Source organism: Lysinibacillus sp. NPDC086135 (assembly GCF_044746345.1).
Taxonomy (GTDB): domain Bacteria; phylum Bacillota; class Bacilli; order Bacillales_A; family Planococcaceae; genus Lysinibacillus.
Window position 1 is genome coordinate 435,944 of record NZ_JBIVCA010000001.1, and the last position, 25,458, is coordinate 461,401.

General features: G+C 39.1%; 21 protein-coding genes and 1 other annotated feature. Of the genes, 18 read left to right on the plus strand and 3 right to left on the minus strand.

From position 1 onward, the window contains the following. Nucleotides 1-82: 82 nt before the first annotated feature. The 6 genes from ruvA to ACIPKN_RS02205 all read left to right on the plus strand — a co-directional run bounded on the left by ruvA (nt 83) and on the right by ACIPKN_RS02205 (nt 5,474). A complete protein-coding gene (ruvA, locus tag ACIPKN_RS02180) occupies nt 83-703 on the plus strand; it encodes a Holliday junction branch migration protein RuvA (RefSeq protein WP_400932953.1) in 621 nt (206 codons plus the stop codon). 18 nt (nt 704-721) lie between these two features. Next, nucleotides 722-1,726, plus strand: a complete 1,005-nt coding sequence (ruvB, locus tag ACIPKN_RS02185; protein ID WP_400932955.1) for a Holliday junction branch migration DNA helicase RuvB — start codon at nt 722-724, stop codon at nt 1,724-1,726. Between the two features lie 17 nt (nt 1,727-1,743). Next, the gene (queA, locus tag ACIPKN_RS02190; protein WP_400932957.1) at nt 1,744-2,787 is read left to right on the plus strand and encodes a tRNA preQ1(34) S-adenosylmethionine ribosyltransferase-isomerase QueA; all 1,044 of its coding nucleotides are present in this window, start codon (nt 1,744-1,746) and stop codon (nt 2,785-2,787) included. Between the two features lie 53 nt (nt 2,788-2,840). Beyond that, complete coding sequence (tgt, locus tag ACIPKN_RS02195) at nt 2,841-3,986, plus strand: tRNA guanosine(34) transglycosylase Tgt (RefSeq protein WP_132356976.1); 1,146 nt, start codon at nt 2,841-2,843, stop codon at nt 3,984-3,986. Nucleotides 3,987-4,153: 167 nt separating this feature from the next. Next, nucleotides 4,154-4,414: a preprotein translocase subunit YajC gene (gene yajC, locus ACIPKN_RS02200; protein ID WP_142509092.1), complete on the plus strand. Its 261-nt coding sequence runs from the start codon at nt 4,154-4,156 to the stop codon at nt 4,412-4,414. 424 nt (nt 4,415-4,838) lie between these two features. After that, on the plus strand, nt 4,839-5,474 hold the full coding sequence (locus tag ACIPKN_RS02205) for a DUF421 domain-containing protein (protein WP_142509006.1): 636 nt from the start codon (nt 4,839-4,841) through the stop codon (nt 5,472-5,474). On the opposite strand, the gene ACIPKN_RS02210 is transcribed toward ACIPKN_RS02205, so the two are convergent. Further along, a complete protein-coding gene (locus ACIPKN_RS02210) occupies nt 5,471-6,988 on the minus strand; it encodes a putative polysaccharide biosynthesis protein (protein ID WP_142509005.1) in 1,518 nt (505 codons plus the stop codon). The genes ACIPKN_RS02205 and ACIPKN_RS02210 overlap by 4 nt on opposite strands. A 93-nt stretch (nt 6,989-7,081) precedes the next feature. On the opposite strand from ACIPKN_RS02210, the gene ACIPKN_RS02215 reads away from it, so the two are divergent. Both ACIPKN_RS02215 and secDF read left to right on the plus strand, forming a co-directional pair. Then, nucleotides 7,082-7,390, plus strand: a complete 309-nt coding sequence (locus ACIPKN_RS02215) for a post-transcriptional regulator (protein ID WP_142509004.1) — start codon at nt 7,082-7,084, stop codon at nt 7,388-7,390. Nucleotides 7,391-7,736: 346 nt separating this feature from the next. After that, nucleotides 7,737-10,004, plus strand: a complete 2,268-nt coding sequence (secDF, locus tag ACIPKN_RS02220) for a protein translocase subunit SecDF (protein ID WP_400932961.1) — start codon at nt 7,737-7,739, stop codon at nt 10,002-10,004. Nucleotides 10,005-10,287: 283 nt separating this feature from the next. Here the strand turns inward: secDF and ACIPKN_RS02225 are convergent, their stop codons facing one another. After that, nucleotides 10,288-11,976, minus strand: coding sequence for a methyl-accepting chemotaxis protein (locus ACIPKN_RS02225; RefSeq protein WP_400932963.1), 1,689 nt, complete (start codon nt 11,974-11,976; stop codon nt 10,288-10,290). Nucleotides 11,977-12,296: 320 nt separating this feature from the next. Then, nucleotides 12,297-12,654, plus strand: a binding site (T-box leader). A 241-nt stretch (nt 12,655-12,895) separates the two neighbouring features. Here ACIPKN_RS02225 and ACIPKN_RS02230 point away from each other — a divergent pair. The 9 genes from ACIPKN_RS02230 (at nt 12,896) to ACIPKN_RS02270 (ending at nt 22,815) form a co-directional block, all read left to right on the plus strand. Next, nucleotides 12,896-14,260 carry a chorismate-binding protein gene (locus ACIPKN_RS02230; RefSeq protein WP_400932965.1) on the plus strand — a complete coding sequence of 455 codons (1,365 nt, stop codon included), beginning with the start codon at nt 12,896-12,898 and terminating at the stop codon, nt 14,258-14,260. After that, the gene (trpD, locus tag ACIPKN_RS02235; RefSeq protein WP_400932968.1) at nt 14,260-15,291 is read left to right on the plus strand and encodes an anthranilate phosphoribosyltransferase; all 1,032 of its coding nucleotides are present in this window, start codon (nt 14,260-14,262) and stop codon (nt 15,289-15,291) included. Before ACIPKN_RS02230 ends, trpD begins: the two co-directional genes overlap by 1 nt. Further along, nucleotides 15,288-16,079, plus strand: a complete 792-nt coding sequence (trpC, locus tag ACIPKN_RS02240) for an indole-3-glycerol phosphate synthase TrpC (protein ID WP_400932970.1) — start codon at nt 15,288-15,290, stop codon at nt 16,077-16,079. Before trpD ends, trpC begins: the two co-directional genes overlap by 4 nt. Next, complete coding sequence (locus ACIPKN_RS02245) at nt 16,076-16,690, plus strand: phosphoribosylanthranilate isomerase (protein WP_142508998.1); 615 nt, start codon at nt 16,076-16,078, stop codon at nt 16,688-16,690. The genes trpC and ACIPKN_RS02245 overlap by 4 nt, the downstream gene beginning before the upstream one ends. Then, the gene (gene trpB, locus ACIPKN_RS02250; protein WP_400932972.1) at nt 16,690-17,901 is read left to right on the plus strand and encodes a tryptophan synthase subunit beta; all 1,212 of its coding nucleotides are present in this window, start codon (nt 16,690-16,692) and stop codon (nt 17,899-17,901) included. The genes ACIPKN_RS02245 and trpB overlap by 1 nt, the downstream gene beginning before the upstream one ends. Next, on the plus strand, nt 17,898-18,689 hold the full coding sequence (gene trpA, locus ACIPKN_RS02255; RefSeq protein ID WP_400932975.1) for a tryptophan synthase subunit alpha: 792 nt from the start codon (nt 17,898-17,900) through the stop codon (nt 18,687-18,689). Before trpB ends, trpA begins: the two co-directional genes overlap by 4 nt. 197 nt (nt 18,690-18,886) lie before the next feature. Then, a complete protein-coding gene (recJ, locus tag ACIPKN_RS02260; RefSeq protein WP_400932977.1) occupies nt 18,887-21,205 on the plus strand; it encodes a single-stranded-DNA-specific exonuclease RecJ in 2,319 nt (772 codons plus the stop codon). A gap of 33 nt (nt 21,206-21,238) precedes the next feature. Continuing rightward, the gene (locus ACIPKN_RS02265; protein ID WP_142508994.1) at nt 21,239-21,751 is read left to right on the plus strand and encodes an adenine phosphoribosyltransferase; all 513 of its coding nucleotides are present in this window, start codon (nt 21,239-21,241) and stop codon (nt 21,749-21,751) included. A gap of 206 nt (nt 21,752-21,957) precedes the next feature. After that, nucleotides 21,958-22,815 carry a PhzF family phenazine biosynthesis protein gene (locus ACIPKN_RS02270; RefSeq protein ID WP_400932980.1) on the plus strand — a complete coding sequence of 286 codons (858 nt, stop codon included), beginning with the start codon at nt 21,958-21,960 and terminating at the stop codon, nt 22,813-22,815. A 543-nt stretch (nt 22,816-23,358) separates the two neighbouring features. Here ACIPKN_RS02270 and ACIPKN_RS02275 read toward each other — a convergent pair. Then, the gene (locus tag ACIPKN_RS02275) at nt 23,359-23,805 is read right to left on the minus strand and encodes a MarR family winged helix-turn-helix transcriptional regulator (RefSeq protein ID WP_400932982.1); all 447 of its coding nucleotides are present in this window, start codon (nt 23,803-23,805) and stop codon (nt 23,359-23,361) included. Between the two features lie 216 nt (nt 23,806-24,021). Between ACIPKN_RS02275 and ACIPKN_RS02280 the strand changes: the two genes are divergently transcribed. After that, nucleotides 24,022-25,278, plus strand: a complete 1,257-nt coding sequence (locus tag ACIPKN_RS02280; protein WP_400932984.1) for an MFS transporter — start codon at nt 24,022-24,024, stop codon at nt 25,276-25,278. Nucleotides 25,279-25,458 lie beyond the last annotated feature (180 nt).

The following is a 25,458-nucleotide window of genomic DNA, read 5'->3' on the forward strand; positions in this document are numbered from 1 at the left end:
GACTACTTGTGTTATTTCTTATAGTCGAGCATTCGTTCGTAATATGCTATAATCGAAGACGATGATTGTGAGGGATTACAGAATGTATGATTATTTAAAAGGACAAGTAAAGCGTATAACTCCTGAGTATATCGTCCTTGAACAACAAGGGATTGGCTGGCAGCTAAATACACCAAATCCATTTGCGTTCCGGACATCGGCCCTTGAACAACAAATTTTTGTTCACTTGCATGTACGTGAGGATGCACAAGTGTTATATGGCTTTCCAAATTTAGATCAGCGAGAACTGTTTCGTAAACTTATTTTAGTGTCAGGAATTGGACCGAAGGGTGCACTTGCTATTTTAGCTACTGGGAACCCGCAACAGGTTATCAGTGCCATTGAACGAGAAGATGAATCATTTTTAGTAAAGTTCCCTGGTGTGGGTAAGAAAACGGCACGTCAAATGATTCTAGATTTAAAAGGTAAACTTAGCGGATTGTTGGAGACTATTGAGCTACCAAGTACAGAAGATGAGCTACCGTTATTTGGTGTGAATCCATATAAACATGAGCTTGAAGAAGCTATTCTTGCCTTAATGGCACTTGGTTATTCTGAAAAAGAATTAGAAAAAATACGTCCACAGCTCGAAGAAAACGACAAGCTTGAAACAACAGATGCATTTATGAAACAAGCTTTACAATTGCTATTAAAGTTAAAATAGTGAAAGGGGGGGAAGTACATGTCTGAACGTATGATTGCTAGTGAAGCAGGTAGCTATGATGAACAGTTTGAATTATCTTTACGGCCACAAAGATTAGCACAATACATTGGTCAACATAAGGTCAAGGAGAATTTACAAATTTTCATTGAAGCGGCAAAGCTTCGTCAGGAAAGTTTAGATCATGTGCTGCTATATGGACCGCCTGGACTTGGTAAAACTACATTAGCTGCTGTTATTGCCAATGAAATGAATGTCAATGTGCGCATGACTAGCGGCCCTGCGATCGAACGTCCTGGAGATTTAGCAGCTATTTTAAGCTCACTGGAACCAGGGGATGTGCTATTTATCGATGAAATTCATCGCCTGCCTCGTGCCATTGAAGAGGTGCTTTATCCTGCGATGGAGGATTTTTGTTTAGATATTGTCGTTGGTAAAGGCCCTGAAGCGCGTTCTGTCCGACTTGATTTACCGCCATTTACACTCGTTGGTGCAACAACAAGAGCTGGCGCATTATCAGCACCTTTAAGAGATCGCTTTGGCGTGTTGTTGAGGTTAGAGTATTATGATAATACGTCACTTGCAGAAATTGTTGTACGTAGTGCGCATTTATTTGATGTTGAGATTGAGCAAGTAGCAGCACTTGAAATGGCGACACGCTCGCGTGGTACACCCCGTATTGCTAACCGTTTGCTAAAACGAGTGCGAGATTATGCACAGGTGCTCGGAGATGGTATAATAACGGAGGGACTTGCTAAGCAAGCGCTTGAGCTATTACAAGTCGATCCTAGAGGGCTTGACCATATTGACCATAAACTTGTGACCAATATGATTGAGCGCTTCCGTGGTGGCCCTGTAGGCTTAGATACGCTGGCAGCATCTATAGGCGAGGAACGTGTAACGATTGAAGATGTGTATGAGCCATATTTGATGCAAATTGGCTTTATACAGCGTACGCCACGTGGACGTGTGGCAACACATTCAGCCTACGAACATTTTGGATATGAATATCCCCAACAAACCTAGAAGAAGGAAGTATTTTCATGCGTGTAGAAGATTTTGATTTTGAATTGCCAGAAGAGCTTATTGCACAAACACCACTTTTGGACCGTACAGCTAGTCGTTTAATGGTAGTGACGCCAGGCTCGAAAAATGTAGAGCATCATCATTTTGCTCATATTTTAGATGAGCTACAAGCGGGAGACTGCCTTGTGTTAAATGATACAAGGGTCTTACCAGCGCGTTTAATGGGCGTTAAAGAGGAAACGGGTGCTCATATAGAAGTACTGCTATTAAAGCAAATGGCAGGTACGGATGAATGGGAAACACTTGTTAAACCAGCCAAACGTGTAAAAGTCGGCACAGTTGTAACATTTGGAGATGGCTTACTGACAGCTACTTGTACAGGAGAGCTTGATCATGGTGGGCGTACATTTGAGTTTAAATATAATGGGATTTTTTATGAAATTTTAGAGCAACTTGGTGAGATGCCACTACCTCCATATATTCGTGAAAAATTAGAGGACAAGGATCGTTACCAAACCGTTTATGCAAAAGAGCGTGGCTCAGCTGCAGCACCAACTGCAGGCTTGCATTTTACAGAAGAATTATTAGCGCAAGTAAAAGCAAAAGGGGTCGAAGTTGTATTTATCACTTTACATGTGGGGCTTGGAACTTTCCGTCCTGTAAGCGTAGATTCAATTGAAAATCACGAAATGCATGCTGAATTTTATAGTGTAACGGAAGAAACCGCATCTATCATAAATCGAGTAAAGAGTAATGGTGGAAAAGTGATTGCAGTTGGTACTACCTCTACACGTACACTAGAAACTATCGGCTCTAAATATAAAGGCGAAGTGCGAGCAGAACAAGGTTGGACGTCTATTTTCATTTATCCGGGATATGAATTTACTATTGTAGATGGTTTAATCACAAACTTCCATTTACCAAAGTCTACCCTTGTAATGCTTGTTAGTACGCTTGCAACAAGAGAATCAATTTTAAGTGCATATCATCAAGCTGTAGAAGAAAAATATCGTTTCTTTAGCTTTGGTGATGCTATGTTTATTCGTCCAAAAGGAGAATAAAGAAAAAATCGGAGTACTGTTTTTACTTTAGATAAGAGAGGAATTTTTATAATATGACACAACCAGCAATTCGTTATGAGCTACTTCATACTTGTAAGCAAACAGGAGCACGCCTTGGCATCGTGCATACACCACATGGCTCTTTTGAAACGCCAGCTTTTATGCCTGTTGGTACACAAGCAACTGTTAAAACAATGTCACCTGAGGAATTAAAGGACATGAATGCAGGTATTATTCTGTCAAATACGTATCATTTATGGCTACGACCAGGTAATGATATTGTTAAGGAAGCGGGTGGCTTGCATAAATTTATGAACTGGGATCGCCCGATTTTAACAGATTCGGGTGGTTTCCAAGTGTTCTCACTTAGTCAATTCCGTAAAATCGAAGAAGAAGGGGTTCATTTCCGCAATCATTTGAATGGGGACAAATTGTTTTTAAGTCCAGAAAAGGCGATGGAAATTCAAAATGATTTAGGCTCAGATATTATGATGGCTTTTGATGAATGTCCACCTTACCCTGCGACATATGACTATATGTTGCAATCAGTAGACCGTACAACTCGTTGGGCTAAACGTTGTAAAGAGGCACATAAACGTCCAGAAGACCAAGGTCTATTCGGAATCATTCAAGGTGGAGAATTCGAGGAGTTACGTCGTCGTTCTGCTGAAGCATTAGTAGAGCTAGATTTCCCAGGTTATGCAATTGGGGGGCTATCTGTTGGTGAGCCTAAGGATGTTATGAACCGAGTGTTAGAGTTTACAACACCGTTAATGCCAACGAATAAACCACGTTATTTAATGGGTGTCGGTTCACCTGACTCATTAATCGATGGTGCTATTCGTGGTATTGATATGTTTGACTGTGTATTACCAACACGTATTGCCCGTAATGGCACATTAATGACATCTGAAGGTCGTTTAGTTGTTAAAAATGCAAAATATGCACGTGATTTCGGACCAATTGATCCTAACTGTGATTGCTATACATGTAAAAACTATTCACGCGCATATATTCGTCATCTAATCCGTACAGAAGAAACGTTTGGTATCCGTTTAACGACTTATCATAACTTACACTTCCTATTGAAGCTAATGGAACAAGTACGTGAGGCAATACGTGAGGACCGTCTGGGTGATTTCCGAGAAGAATTTTTCGAGAAATACGGCTTTAATGGACCAAACGCGAAGAACTTCTAATATTAGTGAAAAGCCATGTAAATTTGTGTGAAATATGAATATTTCTAGCAAAAAATTGTCTATCTTAGAAAAAATATTAGTAATATAGAAAAATTTTGGGCTTGTCCGTCGCTTTTTTATGGTGGAATAGTCTATACTAATTAAGAATTGGAAAGGGGGCAAAAATGATGGAACAATATTCTGGCTTAATCATGATTTTAATCATGTTCGTTGCAATGTGGTTTATTTTAATCCGCCCTGCTAAAAAGAGACAGCAGGAAACACAAAATATGCAGACTAATTTGCAACGTGGAGATAAAGTTATTACAATCGGTGGCTTACATGGTGAGATTGACTCAATTGAGGACACAACTATAACATTAAAAATCGCAGACAATGTGCGCGTAAAATTTGATCGTCAGGCAATCGGACGTATTGTAAATAACTAATATTTATCTTCTTTCAGTAGAAAATTTCCGCATCTTAAAATGAGATGAATAGGGTAGAGATTCCTTTTCCGTGGGCATGCCAAAAACCTACTGAAATAGAGGAACTCAGTCTAAGAACGCCACGTCTTGTGGCAAGTTATCTGTGCGACAGCGACAGTAACACCGACTGAGTGATCAACATCACGTTGGTCTAAAGCCTACGGCGGATGTCACGGATTTTCAAAGGAATGAATTGTGCCTGCACAATTCAAAATTCGGACGCAATTGCGCCAAGGCGAAATTAATCTTAAAGGCGTTGTCCAAAAAGCGGACAACGCCTTACACCATATTTATAGCTTTGTCAAAATGCAGAATTCATTTTTGACAAGGCTTTTTTGTATAAAAAGTAACGTATACGGTCACCTTATTGTATGGGGGTGACTGCATGGAAGAATATTTTACGATTATTTTTAGAACATGCTTTTTATATGTGTTTATCCTAATAATTTTTCGTTTAATGGGTAAACGTGAGGTCGGCGAATTGTCTGTAATAGATTTAGTCGTATCCATTTTAATGGCTGAGGTTGCTGCATTTGCACTTGATGATTTCGAAAGTCCATTATTTAATGTAATTTTGCCAATCATCATATTGTTTTTCATTCAAATAATAACTGCATATATTTCACTCAAAAATAAAAAATTCCGTGACCTAGTTGATGGTGATCCAGTAATGCTTATAAGAGATGGTGTCATTTTAGAAAGTGAAATGCGCAAGCAACGTTATAATTTAGATGATTTGTGTCAACAATTACGCGAAAACGGAAATGCTTCCGTTACAGATATTGCTTATGCCTATCTAGAGCCCTCCGGCAATTTGTCCGTATACCAAAAAGATGAAAAGGCATTTGTTTACCCACTTATTATCGACGGTGATATTCAGGATAGGCATTTAAAGGTCTTGCATAAAGATACTGATTGGTTAATGGCAGAGCTTGCTAAAAATAATATTACGGATAGTAACACTGTATTTTTTTGTGTTTGGGAGGAAGATCGGCTTCATATCCAGCTAAAAGAATCTTAAACTTTCTTGGCTAGCTTACGAAGGTAGCGCAAATCAGTTATGCGCAACTGATTGGTAAATAGTAAGAAAGTAAATAGTAAAAACAAGGTTACACAGCTACTTAAAATAAAAGGCAGTGGCATTATTTGCATCAGGAAATACTGAGTAACACAAACAGCAATAAAGCAGCTATATGGCACTACAAACATTCTAAAGCCAGCACGCAAATTTTTGCGCTGTCTTACTGTTGCGATATGCAAGAATGAAGTTAATAAAACGCCAAAGCCAATTGCTACAACAGCACCTTTTTCCTGTATTCCAGGCTGAGAAGCAAGTACGAACATAACAAAGAGTTTACCAAGACCACCATAAATGGAGTTCATCATTGCTGCACGAGCCTCACCGATTGCTTGTAATATAGAATGCAATGGACTTTGTATATAATAAAAATAAAAAATTGGGGCCAATATTTTCACATACCCACGATTTTCTTGTAAGTGAAAGAGCTTTATAGCTAAGTCGTCTCCATGAACGAAAAAGTACGTAGCAGCCACACAGCCCACTAAGGATGATAGTCGCAATGATACAGAAATGCGTTCCTGTAGAAGTGGTATATGCTGGCGTGCAACGGCATCACTAACAGCCGGTATAAGGACAATCGAAAGTGCAGCAGATACAAAGGCTGGGAATAATAATAGTGGGACTAGTACACCCGAAATAACCCCATATAAAATTGTTGCTGCGGAGGCCGTTAATCCAGCCATTGTTAAAGCCTTTAAAAAAATGATCGGCTCTAAAAACCAAGTAAAAGATCCAAATAGCCTGCTTCCTGCAGATGGAAGGGCAATCCGCAACATCGGGGAGGCAGGATAAGCCTCGATTTTGTTTTTCCGTGTCAATAATTTTTTCTTTGAGACAATATAATGCATCCACAAATACAAGAAAGCAACAACTTCAGCTAGAAGCGTAATACCCATAGCAGTGGCTGCTGTAACGGCAGCGTTATCATAGGCAGCGACAAAAGGCAGTGTAAATGTGATGAAGCTAATGCGAATAATTTGTTCAATCATTTGAGACCAAGCTGTTGGTGTAATTTTCGCAATACCCTGTAAATAAGCGCGCAATAATCCAGAACCAACTGCCACTGGTACAGCAAAGAGTGCAATCCAAAGCGTGAATGTTGTTTGTTCATTATGTAAAAGAGTAGACGAAATATATGGTATTGTAAGTGCAACAATCGGCATAAAGATGATCATTCCAATAAATGACCAAAGTATAGCCGTACGCATAACACCAAAGATGCCCTCGCGTTTGTTTTTTGCTAGTAACTCTGCTACAATTTTTGCCACAGCGATAGGTAGTCCAAGTTGAATGAGTGAGATGAAGAAAATGAACGCCGGATAGACGGTCATATAAATGCCGACTGCCTCTTCACCAGCGATACGCATAAACTGCATTCTATAAAAGAAGCCAAAGAGTTTCGATAAAAAAATTACGAACATTAAAAATAGTGTACCCCGTACAAAAGAACTCATGCCATCCGTCCCTTCTCAAGCCACAAAAATTCATTTACACTATTTGTATGCAGACATGTCTTACGATACAACTTTGATTGGAGATGATTCAAAATGAGTATGCAGTATGAGCAACTATTTGAAAAAATTCGTCCTGCAATTGATAGTAAGATGGAAGAGTTTAAACATTATCAATACGATGCGATTACAGCAGAAGAGCTGTGGCGTTTCTGTATAGAAAAAAAATGGCGCAAAAAAAATATTGAACAATTACGTTTACATGAAATTATCTCCACTATTTTTTCAGTATCACCGTCCGATATCGTATCATTTAATCAGGTAGAATTTTTACAAAGTAATGATTGGTTTACAGAATTGAATACGGAAGAGTTAAAAATGCTACTTGGTCCGGTTAAAACTTAAGAAGAAAGTGTGAAATTTGTCAAATAATAAAAGAATACTAAAAGTGTTGAATTGACACCAAGCGCAACGTGTTTCATAATGAGTGTGTTGCGCTTTTTTTATTTGTATAAGTATATTTATTCAAAAACCTCCTAATAACTTTTGTAAATTTGGAGGGATTACACCTATACAAATACAGGGATAAATTTGCGCGTTATGAACGATTGAAATAAGTAGAGCAACCTTTTTGAAGCACAGGCAACATTATTCTAAAGGAAAAGGAGGAATAAACGTTTCAAAAGGACTTGCTATTATACTTGTTTGTAGTGTAAGGAATTGCCTTACACAATTCGAGGAGGATTTATAAATGAAACTAAAAAGTCGTATAGTTGCATTCGTACTACTAATGGTTATTTTTACAGCAACCATCGGTACGACTGTAGGCGGCGTCTTAAAGGACATTAAGCTAGGTCTTGACTTACAAGGCGGGTTTGAGGTTCTTTATGAGGTGAAGGAATTACACAAGGGAGAAGAAATTACACAGGGTGTTTTGTCGGCAACAGCAACAGCTCTTAGCCAACGTGTAAATGCAATCGGGGTAAGTGAACCGAGCATTCAGGTTGAAGACAAAAATCGTATTCGTGTGCAATTAGCGGGTGTCGAAGACCAAGAATCAGCACGTAAACTATTGTCTACAACTGCAAATTTAACATTCCGTGATGTCGATGACAATATATTGCTGGATGGTAATGACTTAAAGCCAGGTGGCGCTAAGGATTCCTTTGACCAGCAAAATCGTCCAATTGTTTCCCTAACATTAAAAGATGGAAAGAAATTTGCTGATATAACTAGTAAAATTGCCGCTAAACCAGCAGGTCAAAATTTACTCGTTGTATGGTTAGACTTTGAAGATGGTGTTGATTCATATAAAGCTGAATCACAAAAAGCGAAGCCTCGCTATGCATCTGCAGCAACAGTTAACCAAACATTAAATACAACAGATGTAATGATTAGCGGGAATTTCACAGTTGAAGAAACAAAAAATCTAGCGGGTATTTTAGATGCTGGAGCACTACCAGTAAAGCTTAATGAAATTTATTCTACTTCAGTAGGTGCACAATTTGGTGACCAAGCACTGAAAAGTACAATTTTGGCAGGTGTTGTGGGGGTAGTAATAATATTCTTATTTATGCTATTCTACTATCGTTTACCTGGCTTTATATCCATTATTACACTTGCGATTTTCACTTTCCTAGTATTAGTTGTATTCGATTGGATTAATGCAGTGTTAACACTTCCGGGTATTGCAGCTATCGTGCTCGGTATAGGGATGGCAGTTGATGCGAATATTTTAGCAGCGGAGCGTATTCGTGAAGAACTACGAGTAGGTTATTCAGTTAAACAAGCATTCCAAATCGGCTCGAAGCAGTCTTTATCAGCAATTGTTGATGCACAGCTAACTACATTATTAGCAGCTGCTGTATTATTCCAATTCGGGACAAGCTCTGTAAAAGGGTTTGCAACAACTTTAATTATTAGTATTTTACTAAGCTTCTTAACTGCTGTTTGGGGTTCTCGTGTACTATTAGGTTTACTAGTCAACAGTGGCTATTTTAACAATTCAGCGTGGTTTGGTATTGCCAAATCTAAACAGCATAGCTTAGATGAAAATATTGGAACATTAGATTTATCAACGAAATTTGATCGTTTTGACTTTGTACACAACCGTAAGAAATTCTATACATTCTCATTAGCTATCCTTGTAGCCGGTTTAGTGGTTCTTGGTATATTCCGTCTAAACCTGGGTATTGATTTCCAAAGTGGTACTCGTGTTCAAATTGAAGCGGATCAAACTTTAACTAAAGAAGAAGTATCTAAATACTTAGATAGCATTGGCTTCTCATCTGACGATATCGTTTTGGCAGGTGAAAAGAACAACTCTGCGGTTATCCGTTATAAAGATGATCTATCGCAAGCAGAAATTTTAAAATTCAAAAAAGAAGCGGGCAAAAAATATGGTCATGAGCCTGGCATAAGTACAGTATCACCAACTGTCGGTAAAGAGCTTGTGAAAAATGCTATTAAAGGATTATCTTTTGCGGCTATCGGTATCATTATCTATGTAGCGGTTCGTTTCGAATGGCGCATGGGTATTGGAGCAATTGTCTCGTTACTACATGACGTATTCTTAATAGTTGCTGTATTTAGCTTTATGCGCTTAGAAGTCGATATTACGTTTATTGCAGCTGTACTGACGATTGTCGGTTATTCGATTAACGATACGATCGTTACGTTTGACCGGATGCGTGAAAACTTAGATCGATATGATACGATTAAAGACCGTGAAGTGTTAGCGGATATCGTTAACAAATCATTACGTCAAACGATGGGTCGATCTGTTAACACAGTGTTAACGGTTATTATCGTTACTGTGTCACTTCTTATTTTAGGTGCACCGTCGATTCAAAACTTCTCAATCGCGTTATTGATTGGTTTAATCACAGGTATGTATTCTTCCATTTGTATTGCTGCACAAATCTGGTATTCACTTAAAGTTCGTGAAATGAAAAAATCAGATGGGCAAATACACAAAAAAGAGAAAAAACAATGGGGTACTGACGAACCTACTGTTTAACATAAGTCTTTAAAACAGGGAAAGGAAACATTTCTTTCCCTGTTTTCTTAAAAAAAGAATCTGTTGCTTTCTTTGGAAAGCAGCAGATTCTTTTTATTTTATTAATTTCGCCCCATAATTCCGTGACATCCGCCGGAGACTTTAGGCCAATAGATGTTTTTTGCGCGAAAGCGAAGCGTCAGCAGCATATGTTTTTTGCGCGAAAGCGAAGCGTCAGCAGCATATGTTTTTTGCGCGAAAGCGAAGCGTCAGCAGCAGGTGTTTGGACACCCGCTGAAAGACGTTAAAGTTTAAATTGCAGTAGTAATGCTTGGAGTTGCTGAGCGTTATTGCTTAATTCCTCAGCTACCTCATTCACCTGCTGCATTGTTGCAGCTTGCTCTTCTACTGCTTCAGCAATGATTTGTGAATTGCTCGCTGAAATACTTGCCCCATTTGCAATTTCTGTTACAGAGGCAGCTACCTCTTCAGCACTAGCTGAGATTTGTTCCGAAGTGGCTGATATATCTTCAATTTGCTCAGTAAATGTTTGCACAGACGCTGTAATAGAATCAAATGCATCACCAGCCTCATGAATTTTTGCTACACCATCCTGGACAGATACTAATCCTTCATGCACAGCAGCTGCAACATTTCTTGTATCCGTTTGAATTTCATTTGTAAGGGCAACAATTTGGCCAGCAGATTGCTTGGATTCTTCAGCAAGCTTTCGTACTTCATCTGCTACAACAGCGAAGCCTTTGCCGTGCTCACCAGCTCGTGCTGCTTCGATGGCAGCATTGAGCGCCAGTAAATTTGTTTGTTCAGTAATAGCCGTAATTACTTTTGTAATTTGCCCGATTTCTTCAGATTGCTTACTTAGCTTTTGCGTTAAATCGGCAATTTGTGTAGTTGACTCAGAAATTGTATCCATCTGCTCCTTGGCAGTCGTAATAGTTTTCCCTCCGGTATTGGCAAGCTGTGTCATATTCATAGCATTGTGATGCAAATTTTGAGTTGCCTCAGCAATTCGTTGTACACCAGCAGCAGTTTCATCCATAGCTAGGGCACTTTGTTGAGAGGCACTAGCAGATGAAGCTATATGGTTTGACGTGTCTTGTACTCGATGTGAGATGTCGCTTGTAGTTGTTGTCACTTCTACCGTGCTAGCGGAAAGCTCTTCAGAAGCGGCAGATAATTGTGTAGCGTTGTCCTGAACGTTTTTAAGTAGGACAGATAAATTCTGTTTTAACGCATTCACTGCTGTGGCAAGTGTACCAATCTCATCTTTTGAGTTATGTTCCAGCTGAGCAATTGTTAAGTCACCGTGTGCTAACGTATCGGCTGCATTAATCACTTTACGAAGCGGTTGAGTGATGGAGCGTTTTACAAAATACATAAAATATAAACCAACAATTGCACTTATAACAAGTAAGACAATTGAAATAATAATAGCTCGCGTAACTGTTTGGACAACACTACTTTTAACCTCTTGCAGCTGTTCGTCTTGATAAGTTAATAAATCATTTGTCAGTGTGTAAATTTCTTTGTTGCTTTTTGTAACTTCTCCATTTATGTATGATAAGGCTAAATCTGTATTTCCACTATTAAATGCTTGCACTGCTTTATCAGAACTTGTTAGTAAATCTTGTTGTAAATCGGTTACTTGCTTCATAATATTTTTTGTGTGATCGGAACGAACAATACCTGAAAGCTCTTGAATGGTTTCTGATAATAGTTTTTCATAACGTTCTAAATTTGATTTTGTTGTCTCATCCTTACTATTTAGAAAATAGGAACGTAAAAAAAGCCCCTGTGAGGCAAGCTGCTGTTGTATTTCATCTGTTAATTGAATTTGTACGATTCGGAAATCTAGTACCTCTACTATGTCTCCCTCAACCGACTTAAATTGAAAAAAAGCAATAATACTTGATAATAAGAGTAAACAAATGAATGAAATAAAACCTATATTTAGTTTTTTCTGAACGGACATATTTGTTCCTTCTTTCTTTAATGTATTAGAAAATCAATGGTACGAATTTACTATAACTTGATATTCTTACGAGGTCAAGTTATAGTAAAATCTTAAAAAATAGGTAGTTTAACTCCCTTTGTTGATGCGTAAAGAAGGTGATTTTTCCTATTGTATAATTTGAAAAGTCCCTTTAACATTTTCCTTTTTCTCAGAATTGATTGACAATTTTTATCGTTTGGCATAAAATAAGGCTAACTTTTTTGTTCGATACAAGGTAGTTGGTCTCGGGAGCGAGGTCAGCCTTAGAACAGATGAGCTGAGTTTAGATGAGAATAGCTGAGAAATTGTTGAATAAGAGTAGTAGCATAAGTGTGCAATTTAGAGAGTCAGTGGATGGTGCGAACTGATTTGTAGCTTATGTGAATGGACTTATGAGAGTCGCTAATTATCTTCATCCAGTGGGTTTACAAACATCTACTGAACGAAATGAATGCCTCTGGATGTAATTACGCCAAGGCGGAATTGATTATAGCGAACGGATTCCCCACGTTATAGGGGGTGCTTCGACTTAGACAAATCTTTTTGCCATTATTGAAAAAGGTATGTCAATTTTATTGACGAACTAAGGTTGAGCACATAAGGGAGAGCAAATATGCTCTAATATGAGGTGGCAACGCGGTCTTGATCGTCCTCTGCAATTAGGAAAAATCCTTTTTGCAGAGGACTTTTTTTATTGTTTTATACCACTAAAAGCTAGGATATGTAAAAAAATCGATCGGAGTGGAGGCTGGACGCCCACAGGGAAGGGCCCCATCCGGAACGGAAATCAACCCACACTATGATGCTGATCCTTTTTATTCAACAAAAAAACGATTCAGCTGCTAAACATTTGTAAGTCCAAGTGCGGTGGATTTTTAAGAAAAGGAGCTTGGTAATTATGCAATCGACGAGTTCAAGAATAAAAATGAAAACGATTAATGCTGATTCTTTAACACCGATTTTAATTTTTAGACGCCTAAAAGGAAAGCTTAAATTCTTACTTGAAAGTTCAGCACAGCATGAAGGAGCAGGTCGTTTTTCTTTTATCGGCGCTAATCCAAGAAAAACGTATAAAGGCTTTGGAGATGAAATTCAGGAATATTCATATGAGACCGGAAACACCTATACACATAAGGGCGACATGTTTGTATTATTGAAAAGATTAATGCCACGCATTTCCAATACGATACAATTCCCCTTCTCAGGCGGAGCTGTTGGCTATGTTGGTCATAATGCCATAACGATATTATCGACTGATCAGGATAAAGTGCAGCTACCAGATGTGCATTTCCATGTGTATGAGACAGTCATTGTGTTTGATCATGTAACAGATGAGGTTACTTTAATTTATACGAATATTGATGCAGAAAAAAAAGAACCAAATTTAGAGGAGTTGGCGGAGCAGCTTTTAAAAGGTAGAGAGGATGAGGATAAAAGTTGTAGTTATGAATCTTTTGAATCGTCTACGAATGAACAATTTGCAACAACCCTAACATCTATCAAAGCTATGTTAGATGAAGATATTACAAGAGCCGTCCTATCAAAGCGTTTGTTAGCAAATTTACAAGGAGATGCTTTCGCATTATATCGTCAATTGCGTAAAAAACAACCTGCTCCGTATATGTATTATGTAGAGTTTGAGGAACATGTTGTTTTAGGAACATCTCCTGAAAGCCTAATTCGTGTAAAAGGTGAGCGTGTGATTGCGACACCAACAGAGGGGACATTTCCTAGAGGTTCCACAAAAGGTGAAGATTTAGAACATGAACGAAAGCTCTATGAAGACACAAATATTAGGAAGTCACATGCTGTACTTGTTTCTGCCATGCGACAAAAATTACAGTCAGTGTGCTTCCGAGATTCCATTCAAATCATAGAGGCGATGAGAATTGAGCGTTCAAAGCATGCATTACACATGACATCGAGAGTTGAAGGACAAATATTACCGATGCTTCATGCACTTGATGTATTAGCTGCGACATTACCATCCTTTGCATCAACAGTTATTCCGAAGGATCAGGCAAAGGACTATTTAGAAAAATCTAGTCAAACTTTAAGAGGAGCACTTGGATTTATTGGTTTTAACGGTCATCTTGATTTTGCATTAACAGGGAAATCCATTGTCATAGAAAATGAAACGATGCATATGCAAACAACTGTAACGGTGACCAAATACACAAATGTCGATGAAAGTTTAAAACAAATAAAAGAGGACGAACAGGAATTTTTGCAGCTACTTGAAAAAGAAGGAGGTTCACATTAATGGAAGGTATTCGTCAAAAAGTACAACAACGAGAGCATTTAATGTATGAGGAAATGCTACAGGCAGCAACATGGATGTTCCAAGATGACACACCGAAGGGAGAAATCGCAAGCTTTTTAACGGCATTATCTGCCAAAGGTGAAACAGCACATGAAGTAGCGGCATTAGCTACCATTATGCGTTCGTTTGCACTAGACGTACCAGCAAAAGCAGGTGTCTATATGGATAATTGCGGCACTGGTGGTGACGGTCTTAATACATTTAATATAAGTACGGCTTGCGCCTTTGTGTTAGCAGGGGCAGGTGTCAAAATGGCGAAGCACGGCAATCGTAAAATTTCTTCGGCATCAGGAAGCTCTGATGTTTTGGAAGCACTCGGTATTCATACGAATATTTCCATTGAACAAACTGTTGAGCTATTAGAGAAAGAAGGAATTGCCTTTTTATATGCGCCAAATGTCCATCCAAAATTAAAGCGACTTGGCGAGGTACGTCGCGCACTAGGCAAGCCAACTATATTTAATCTTGTCGGTCCACTTACGAATCCAGTGCCTTTATCGACGCAATTTACCGGCATTAACCGTCCGAATTTTGTCATGGAGTATGCTTCCGTATTACAAATGCTCGGGCGTAAACGTGCAATGGTCGTTTCTGGGCCACTAGGTTTAGACGAGGCGTCATTAGCTGGTCAAAATACTTTTGTCTTAGTAGATAAAGGAGACTTGATTCCTTTTTCTTTAACTCCAGAGGATGCGGGTCTCAGCTATGCACCAATAGAGGCCATTCGTGGAGGCAATGTAGATGAAAATGCCGCAATTATGCGTAAATTATTAGCTGGTGAACAAAGTGCTTACTTTGACACAGTTTTATTGAATGCTGGTATTGGGTTGTTCAGCTATGGAATTGCTGAAACCGTTAAAGAAGGTGTAGAAATGGCGAAGGATAGTATTTTCAGCGGGCGTGCCCTTCAAAAATTAGAGGCAGTCGTTGCTTATAGTGAACATATTAACAGAGTGGAGGTCCAACAATGAATATCTTAAATAAAATTCTCGAACAAAAAAAGATAGAAGTTAGTGCTTTACTTGAACAGCCCGACCCGTTAGCTAATTTTACAGAAAAGCTACGACCGTCTTTATTTGAACGATTGAGAAAAGCTGAGACATTACAGGTTATTTCTGAAATGAAGCGTGCCTCCCCCTCAAAGGGGCTAATCGCGCAAGGGGCAGATCCAGTGGCGCAGGCAAAAACTTATGTAGAAGCTGGAGCGGCGGCCATTTCTGTTTTAACAGATAAAAAGTTTTTTAAAGGCTCCTTTGCTGATTTAGCCGCAGTTGCAAATGCTGTTCAAACGCCACTTCTTTGTAAGGACTTTATGATTGAGCGTGTTCAAATTCGATTTGCAAAGGCAGCAGGTGCATCTATTATTTTGCTGATTGTAGCCGCGTTAACAGATGAGGCATTACGCGATTTATATAGCTATGCAATAAGCTTAAATCTAGAGGTCTTAGTGGAGGTGCACGATTTAGAGGAGCTTGAACGTGCTATTGCAATTGGTGCCAAGCTGATTGGCGTCAATAATCGAGACTTACGTACGTTTGAAGTGAACTTAGAGCGAACACGTGAAATTGCAGAAGCTTTTCCGTTCGGAGAAGAGAAAGTTTTAATAAGTGAAAGTGGGATTTGGACGCAAGAAGACGCTAAAGCTGTGGTGGCTATGGGAGCTAGTGGCGTTCTTGTAGGTGAGTCATTAATGCGCAGTGGTGATCCAGGTACTAGGCTAAAAAGTTTACAGGTCAATAAGGTAGGTGCATCTGTATGACGAAGGTGAAAATTTGTGGACTGAAGGAACAACAGCATGTGCAGGCAGCAATAGAGGTAGGAGCGGATGCCATTGGTTTTGTCTTTGCGCCAAGTAAACGACGAGTGACGGTTGAACAGGCACAGCAACTAGCTAAACATGTACCGGAGGGCGTTTTGAAAATCGGTGTTTTTGTCAATCCAAGCGTAGAGGAATTACGCACAGCGGTAGAAAGTGTGCCATTAGATTATGTGCAGTACCACGGAGAAGAATCTCCGGAGTTTATTCGTCAGCAAGGTTATCCGGCCATTAAAGCTTTGTCTGTAAGAGGTGTTGAAGATGTTCAAGCTGCTGCTAAATATGACGCAGACTATTACTTATTTGATGCACCAGGGACAGATTTTAAAGGTGGTAGTGGTCACACGTTTGATTGGACCCTTTTAGAGACGGTAGGGATTCCGCGAGAAAAGCTAATTTTAGCAGGTGGTTTGCAAGCTGAAAATATAGAAGAAGCAGTATCACTTGTGTCGCCATTTATGGTAGATGTATCGAGTGGTGTAGAGACAGACGGTGTAAAAGACATAGCCAAAATAAATGCATTTTTACAGGCAGTGGAGAAGGGGAGAGCATAATGGTGAATTCAATTGCAAATAGTGTACCGACAAAAGAAGGTCGTTATGGAAAATTTGGTGGACAATTTGTTCCGGAAACATTAATGACCGCTTTGTTGGAATTAGAGACGGCCCATGATGAGGCAATGAATGATCAAACTTTTACTGAGGAATTGGCGTATTATTTACAACAATACGTCGGTCGTGAGACGCCATTGTATTACGCAGAAAATTTAACAAAAGAGCTAGGCGGCGCGAAGGTTTATTTAAAGCGTGAAGATTTAAATCATACTGGAGCCCATAAGATTAATAATGCGATTGGTCAAGCGCTTCTTGCCAAACGAATGGGAAAAAGGAAAATAGTGGCAGAAACAGGTGCAGGACAGCATGGAGTGGCCACGGCAACTGCATGCGCATTATTGAATCTTGAATGTGTTGTATTTATGGGTGCCGAAGATATAAAACGCCAACAGTTGAATGTGTTTCGCATGGAGTTACTCGGTACAAAAGTAGAGTCTGTAGAAACAGGTTCAAAAACATTAAAGGATGCTGTCAATGCTGCGCTGCGCTACTGGGTGACAAATGTTGAAGATACTCATTATATTTTAGGCTCAGCTTTAGGACCACATCCATTCCCGAAAATCGTGAGGGATTTCCAGCGTGTAATTGGTGTTGAAACTAGAGAGCAGATTTTAGCTAAGGAAGGATGTTTACCAGATGCAGTTGTTGCTTGTATAGGTGGTGGTAGTAATGCAATCGGTATGTTCCATCCTTTTGTCGACGATGAAACTGTTGCGCTATACGGGGTAGAGGCTGCAGGTAGTGGTATTGAGACAGGAAAGCATGCAGCAGCAATTGCCGGTGGACAGCTAGGCGTTTTACACGGTGCATACATGTATTTATTACAAGATGAAAATGGCTTCGTGCAAGAAGCACATTCTATTTCAGCTGGTCTAGATTATCCAGGGAAGGGCCCAGAGCATTGTTATTTACATGATATTGGGCGAGTTAAATTTGATTCGATTACAGACAATGAAGCACTTGAGGGTTTGCAGTTACTGTGTAGAACAGAAGGTATACTACCTGCACTAGAAAGCTCTCATGCCATTGCCTATACAGCAAAACTTGCGAAGACAATGTCTACAAATGACATAATAGTTGTGTGCTTATCTGGCCGAGGAGATAAAGATGTTCATACTGTCCGTAAAGTATTAGGAGGAGATATGTTATGACAACACTACAACAGGCAATTGAAGAAGCGAAAATCGCTGGGAATAAAGCATTTATACCATATATTATGGCCGGCGATGGGGGGCTAGAAACTTTGAAGCCTACGATTTTGAAGCTACAGCAAATGGCTGTAACGGCTATTGAAGTTGGTATACCGTTCACGGATCCTGTAGCGGATGGACCTACGATAGAGCAAGCAGGTGAACGGGCTTTAGCAGAAGGTGTGACATTACGTAAAGTGCTAGAAGTATTAGCTTCATTAAAAAAAGAAATTCAAGTTCCGTTAGTTGTTATGACTTATTTTAATCCTGTTTTAGCTTTTGGGTTAGAGGCTTTTGCGAAAGCTTGTGTAGTGGGGGGCGTTAAAGGATTAATCGTTCCTGATGTACCACTTGAAGAAAGCGCCGTTTTATGTGATACATTAAATCCTCATGGTATCGACATCGTTCAACTTGTATCGTTAACAAGTCCTCCAGAGCGAATTGCACGTATCGCAGCTGCCAGTCAAGGCTTTGTCTATGCTGTGACAGTCAATGGAATCACAGGGGCTCGTACAACCTTTGCGAATGATTTACATGATCATTTTGCTCGTTTACGTGAAGCAAGTCAAATACCAGTACTAGCTGGCTTTGGAATTTCAACGCCCGAGCAAGTGGTAAATATGGGGGCACTTAGTGATGGTGTAATCGTTGGCAGTGCGATCGTGACAGCATTGCATGAAGGTAATTTGGAGAAAATTGAGGCGTTAGTGTCTGCTTCAAAAGATGTGTTTCAGAAGTCTACTCTTTAATGGAGTAGGCTTTTTTCTTTTGATACCGATACCCAAGGCTTTAACGGTTCTATCCGTCGCTCTGACTTCTATCATTCGAGTAGTTTAGTAAAAATGACGGATTGAATTGAAAATCTGATGGATAAAACTATCATTCTGACAGATAGTGCGGATAGGCTAGATTTTCGGTATAATAGCTTTCGTGAGGAAGTGAAAAGATGATTCTATCAAAAAAGAGATGGCAGGTAGAGCGCCCAGACGCTAAGCTTGTCCAAACATTACAAAATGACCTACAACTTTCTGCGATTGCAGCAAAAATTTTAGCTGCGCGTGGCTGTGAAACAACTGCGGACGCAGAGAGCTTATTAAATATGACAGAAGCAAGTATCCATGACCCGTTTTTAATGCATGGTATGGCAGAAGCTGTAGCACGTATTGAGCAAGCGCTTGATAATGGAGAGAAAATCTTAGTATATGGCGATTACGACGCCGATGGAGTCACTAGCACGACAGTCATGCTGAATGTGTTGCTTGATCTCGGTGCCGATGTATCGTTTAAAATACCGAATCGTTTTATTCACGGCTATGGACCGAATGAAGCGCTATTTCGTGAAGCACATGAAGAGGGCGCTCAGCTAATTATAACAGTTGATAATGGTATTTCGGGTATTGAACCGATTCGTGTCGCGAAGGAACTAGGTATGGATGTTATCGTTACAGATCACCATGAACCAGGCGATGAATTACCATCTGCCGATATTATTTTACATCCTCGTATACCAGAAGGACATTATCCATTTGGCGAGCTTGCAGGTGTGGGGGTAGCTTTTAAGTTAGCGCATGCTCTATATGGAGAACTGCCAACGCATTTAATTGAATACGTAGCTGTTGGAACAGTAGCGGATTTAGTACCATTAGTTGATGAAAATCGCTACCTAGTAAAACGAGGAATAGAAGAAATGCGCCGATCACTCAGCCCTTGGGTACAAGCATTGTGTGAAGTAGCCAGTGCCGAGCAAGCAAAAATTAACGAAGAAACAATCGGTTTTTACTTTGGACCGCGCTTAAATGCAGTTGGTCGACTAGGAGAAGCGGCGCCAGGCGTCGAGCTATTAATGGCTGAGGATAATGCTAAAGCAATAGCATTAGCGAAGCAGCTTAATACGTGTAATAGTGAACGCAAAGACATTGTAAAGAGTATTACAGATGAGGCGATTGCTCTCATTGAATCAGATAAAAAAATCGGGAATTCACTCGTTTTAGTTATTGCTGGAGAAGGCTGGAATGCTGGGGTAGTAGGGATCGTCGCGTCCCGTCTTGTAGAGCTCTATTATCGTCCTACGATTGTACTATCACTAGACTATGAAAAAGGAACAGCTAAAGGCTCAGCTCGTAGTATTGAAGGCTTCCATTTATATAATGAATTAGCGAAGAATCGAGATATATTACCTCATTTTGGTGGGCATCCTATGGCAGCAGGGATGACATTATCCATTGAGCATGTGGATGAGTTAAGATCACGCTTAGATGATCAAGCAAGAGCGTGTTTATCAGAGGAACAATTGACACCTGTACTCAATATTGACATACCGCTAAAAATGGATGAAATTTCAGCAGATGCCATTGAAGAAATTTCGACGCTGGGTCCATATGGTACTGATTTTCCGAAGCCTGTTTATGTGCTCGAAGATGTGGAGATATCCTCCATGCGGAAAATTGGAGCAGCAGAAAATCATATAAAAATGGAATTGACGGATGGCTATGAAAAATTGGATAGTGTCGGATTCAATAAAGGACATTTACACGACGAATTAACATATGGAATTAAAGTATCATTTACAGGGGATTTACAAATTAACGAATGGCAAGGACGTAAAAAAGCACAATTTATGATAGAGGATGTCCAAACGACTGAATGGCAATTATTTGATATTCGTGGTATTCGCCAAACATCCCGCTGGTTAAATACGGTTCCAAAAGAGGAGGCAACATTTATCGCCTTCCGTTCAGAAACGGTTACCTATTACCAGTCGTTAATTGGTGTACCAATCCTAACAGTGGATCCTACGCTTTCAAATGTAGAACAAAGCAATTATATCATCCTACTGGATTTGCCACAAAATGTTCAAATGTTAGAAAGTGTCTTACGAAAAACAGCTCCTTCCCGTATATATGCACATTTTTACATGCCTGATTCTCAGTACTTCAATGGATTGCCTACACGTGAGCAATTCTCCTGGTATTATAAGTTTTTAAAAAATCGCCCTGCCTTTCCATTAAATATGCATTTGGCGGAATTAGCCAAACATACAGGTTGGCCGTTAGATGCATTAAAATTTATGACACAGGTGTTTTTTGAACTTGATTTTGTTAAAATGGAGAGTGGACTGACGACTGTCAACGTGAATGCACCGAAACAGGCACTTACAGAGGCACCGTCTTACAAACAGCGTTCAGAACAGATTGAAATGGAGCAGAAGCTAGTATATGCCCCTTTTATAGAATTAAAACAATGGTTTGATGAACGATTACATTAATATACGATTAAGTTTCGTAGGAGGAACAATAACATGGATTTAAAGCAATACGTAACAACGGTTGAAAACTGGCCGAAAGAGGGCATTAGCTTCAAAGATATTACAACAATTATGGATAATGGTGCTGCATACAAATATGCAACAGACCAAATCGTAAGTTACGCAAAAGAATTAGGAGCTGAAATTGTGGTAGGTCCTGAGGCTCGTGGCTTCATTATCGGATGTCCAGTTGCTTATGCGCTTGAAATTGGTTTTGCGCCTGTTCGTAAGCCAGGAAAATTACCACGTGAAGTGATAAGTGCTGACTACGGTCTTGAGTACGGTAAAGATACGCTAACAATGCACAAAGATGCGATTAAACCAGGGCAAAAAGTATTAATCTGTGATGATTTACTTGCGACTGGCGGCACAGTTGAAGCGACAGTGCGTTTAGTTGAACAATTAGGCGGTCAAGTTGTTGGTTGTGCCTTCCTAATCGAGTTAAAAGAGCTGAATGGTCGTGAAAAAATAGGCGACTTAAACATAAAAACACTTATTGAATATTAAAAAAAGATTTGGTTGATTGAAGTGAAGACTGACGTCCCCCTGGGAAAGCGCTCAGCCGGAACGGAAATCAATCTCTCGTTTTGCAGAAGAGTCATACAATAATATGAAAAGCGTCACATTTTTGTGGCGTTTTTTTAATATAAAGAGATTAATCGATATAGTAAGCATTAAAAACTTTTAAATTCAAAAGTAAGGGAGAGTTAGCTTTGTCTTATTATGTAATTGATGCTTTTACAGCAACTAAATTTGGTGGTAATCCAGCAGGTGTAGTGATCCATGAAAATTTAGATGAAGAGTTTATGCAGAAATTTGCTGCAGAAGTTCGTTTTTCAGAAACAGCATTTATTAAAAAAATAGACAATAAAAATTTTGACATAAAGTTTTTTACACCGACTGTACAGGTTGAACTTTGTGGACATGCTACTATTGCATCCTTCAAGGCATTATTAGACAGTTGTGCTATTGAAGATAATAATACATATTTTATGAAAACACTCGCAGGCACACTTGCTGTTGAAGTGAATCAATCTTTTATAATGATGGAGCAAGCTGAACCTCAGTTAGGAAAAATATTTGATGATTATGATAATTTGTCGTATCTTTTTAAAATTGATAAAAGCAAAATAGGAGATATAAATTTCAATTTAGTGCCTCAAGCTGTAAGTACGGGTCTTTGGGATATAATGCTTCCTATTAAAACAAAGGATGATTTGTATGCGTTAAATCCTAATTTTAAAGCACTTGCTGAGTATACAAAGATCAATAAAGTGGGGGGCGTTCATGCATTTACACTCGACACAGAAGATGGGATAGCAGAGAGTAGAAACTTTTGCCCACTATACGGTATTGATGAGGAAGCCGCAACAGGTACTTCAAATGGGGCATTAACTTATTATCTTTTTCATAACCACATACTAAATGAATTTGATCAAGAGTACTCGTTCCTTCAAGGACATAGTATGGGGAGACCTTCTAACATCCTGACAAAATTAATAAATAAAAATAATCCAAGAGTTATGGTAGGAGGGCAAGCAATTATCTTGTCAAAAGGGGAACTATGCTAGCTGTTACTTTTTATCCTATAATCAAACAGAATAGATTTATGAATATATATTTGCTCATATTGCTACATATTTTCACTATGAAATAGAGTAACATGTCAGAAGATAAATGCTAAGCGGAAAAGTTGATTGTAGTGGGGAATGGGCGACTCCTTGGGGATCAGTGATTAGTGGAACGAAGGCTAAAACCATCACATCACGTCCTATGATAACGCCTTCGTGAAAACATCGTGCTGCTGTCGCTACGTTAGCACTACGCTTCCGCGCAAAAAACATCTGTTGGCCCGAGACCCTGCAGCGAGCACCGCGAGTGAAGCGGCTCATCGGACGCCAACAGGAAGCTTTGCTCTGTGCGAAAGCGAAGCGACAGCAACAAATGTTTTATCCTGTGCGAAAGCGAAGCGACAGCAACAAAGGCCCAGCCGGAACGGAAATCAACCCCACGTTTTGTCGAAGAGCTATACTTTATTGGCATATATAATAGTATGAAAAACCCATTTTGAACAATCATTTTTCAAAATGGATTCTTTTGATTAGGTTCGTTTTTTATTCTTCATCATAAGATTGAATTATTTTTTGGATAGTTTTCAATGTTTCATAAAAATCATTGTATTTTTCTAAGCCGATATCATTGATAATTCTTTCTTGGATATCTTGCCAAATTGGAGCAGCCTCGTTTAATTTTTCAACCCCTTTATCAGTTAGTGTAATGACCTTTGCTCGAGCATCTTGCGGATCTCTTGTTAAATCTACATAGCCATTTCGCTTTAACAAATTAATATTACGTGTAATGGTTGTTTGATCGAGCAGTAAAATTTCACCTAGTCGACTAATGGAAACTGCTTGTTGAAGATCAATATTTGCTAGCATTGAGTATTGTGTAACTTTTAAGCCAGTTGGCTGTAGTAAATTATCATACAATTGTGTCACGAGCCGCGTTTTTTTTCGAAGGTTTGCACATACACATATTTGTGTATAATCTATATTCTTCATTGCTCCGTACTCCTTTTCGAGTTGGTTCAATTATTTTGTTAAGTTGGAAAATGTTTCTTGACAAGTAATAAAAGCGATTACTAAGATTATATATGTATATACATGATTCAGGAAGTCATTTACCTCAGTAATATATGCATATACATATAATTGAGCTGTAATTTTTTTCATTAAAGAGCATATTAATAAAATCTTTTAAGAATTGAAGGTGTCAAGATGAGGCGTATTCATTATAGCTGGTTTATTTTAGTCGTAACCTTTTTCTCCATTATTGTTGCAGGGATTACAATGTCATCATCAGGGGTTTTAATAGACTCCTTTGAAAAAGAATTTAATTGGGATCGATCTATAATTGCTTTAGCTTTTGCAGTGAGTCTATTTTTATATGGTTTTTCGGGTCCGTTTATGGCGGCGTTACTAGAAATAGCGGGTTTAAAGAAAATGATGCTAGGTGCGATGGCTACATTATTCATTGGCATGATGCTTACGCTTTTCATGACTCAATCATGGCAGTTAATCGTTATATGGGGCGGTATTATTGGTTTAGGAGCAAGTCTTTTTTTAACGGTGTTAAGTCCTTATGTAGCTAATCATTGGTTTGTGAAAAGTAGAGGGTTGGCAGTAGGAATTTTAACGGCGAGTACTGCAACAGGGCAGTTAATTCTCTTACCATTATTGGCGATTATTATTGAATATTATTCTTGGCGATGGGCGATTGGATTAATGCTTATTCTAAGTATTGTTATGTTCGTCGCTATTTCAATATTTATGAAAAATAAACCACAGGATATAGGGACTCTTCCTTATGGACTGGAAGAAGATCTAGAAGTGCAACAAGAGAATCATAAGAAAAATCCGATTAGTATTGCTTTTAATGGTTTATTTGAGGCAATAAGGAAGAAAGAATTTTGGCTATTAGCGGGAAGCTTTTTTATTTGTGGACTTTCAACTAGTGGGTTAGTTGGTACTCATTTTGTTTCTTACTGTATTAGCTTTGGTGTCCCTTTAGTAACCGCTGCATCCTTTCTTTCCTTTATGGGAGTGTTTAATCTTGTAGGGACTACTTTATCCGGGTGGCTGTCTGATCGTTTTGATAATCGATGGTTATTGTTTTGGTACTACCTTTTAAGAGGAGCGTCTCTGCTTTTACTCCCGTATGCATTAATGCAAGGGTCGCTAACTTTACTGACAATCTTTACAATATTTTATGGATTAGATTGGATTGCTACAGTACCCCCAACGATTAGTATTTCTAGACAAATTTTTGGTACGAATAAAAGTGGCATTATTTATGGGTGGATTTTCGCATCACATCAAGCAGGAGCTGCAGTTGCTGCCTATGGTGGAGGCCTCATTTATAAGTTTTTCAATTCATATACTTGGGCCTTTTTCCTTGCTGGAATGTTCTGTGCATTGGCAAGTTTATTTGTCATCATCGTGAAAAAACAAACGCCTCATCATGCCAATATTTGATAACTAGTTACTCGCTTTGCTTAGAGCGAGACTCTTGACTATCGTCGGTTCTCAAAATTTTGTCAGCTATTTCACTATTGCTTCGTTTTCCAAAGAAAACATTTGTTACTGTCGCTTCGCTTTCACACAGAAAACATTTGTCCAGCTAATATTGGAATTCGCCGCTAACCGAAGGAAGAA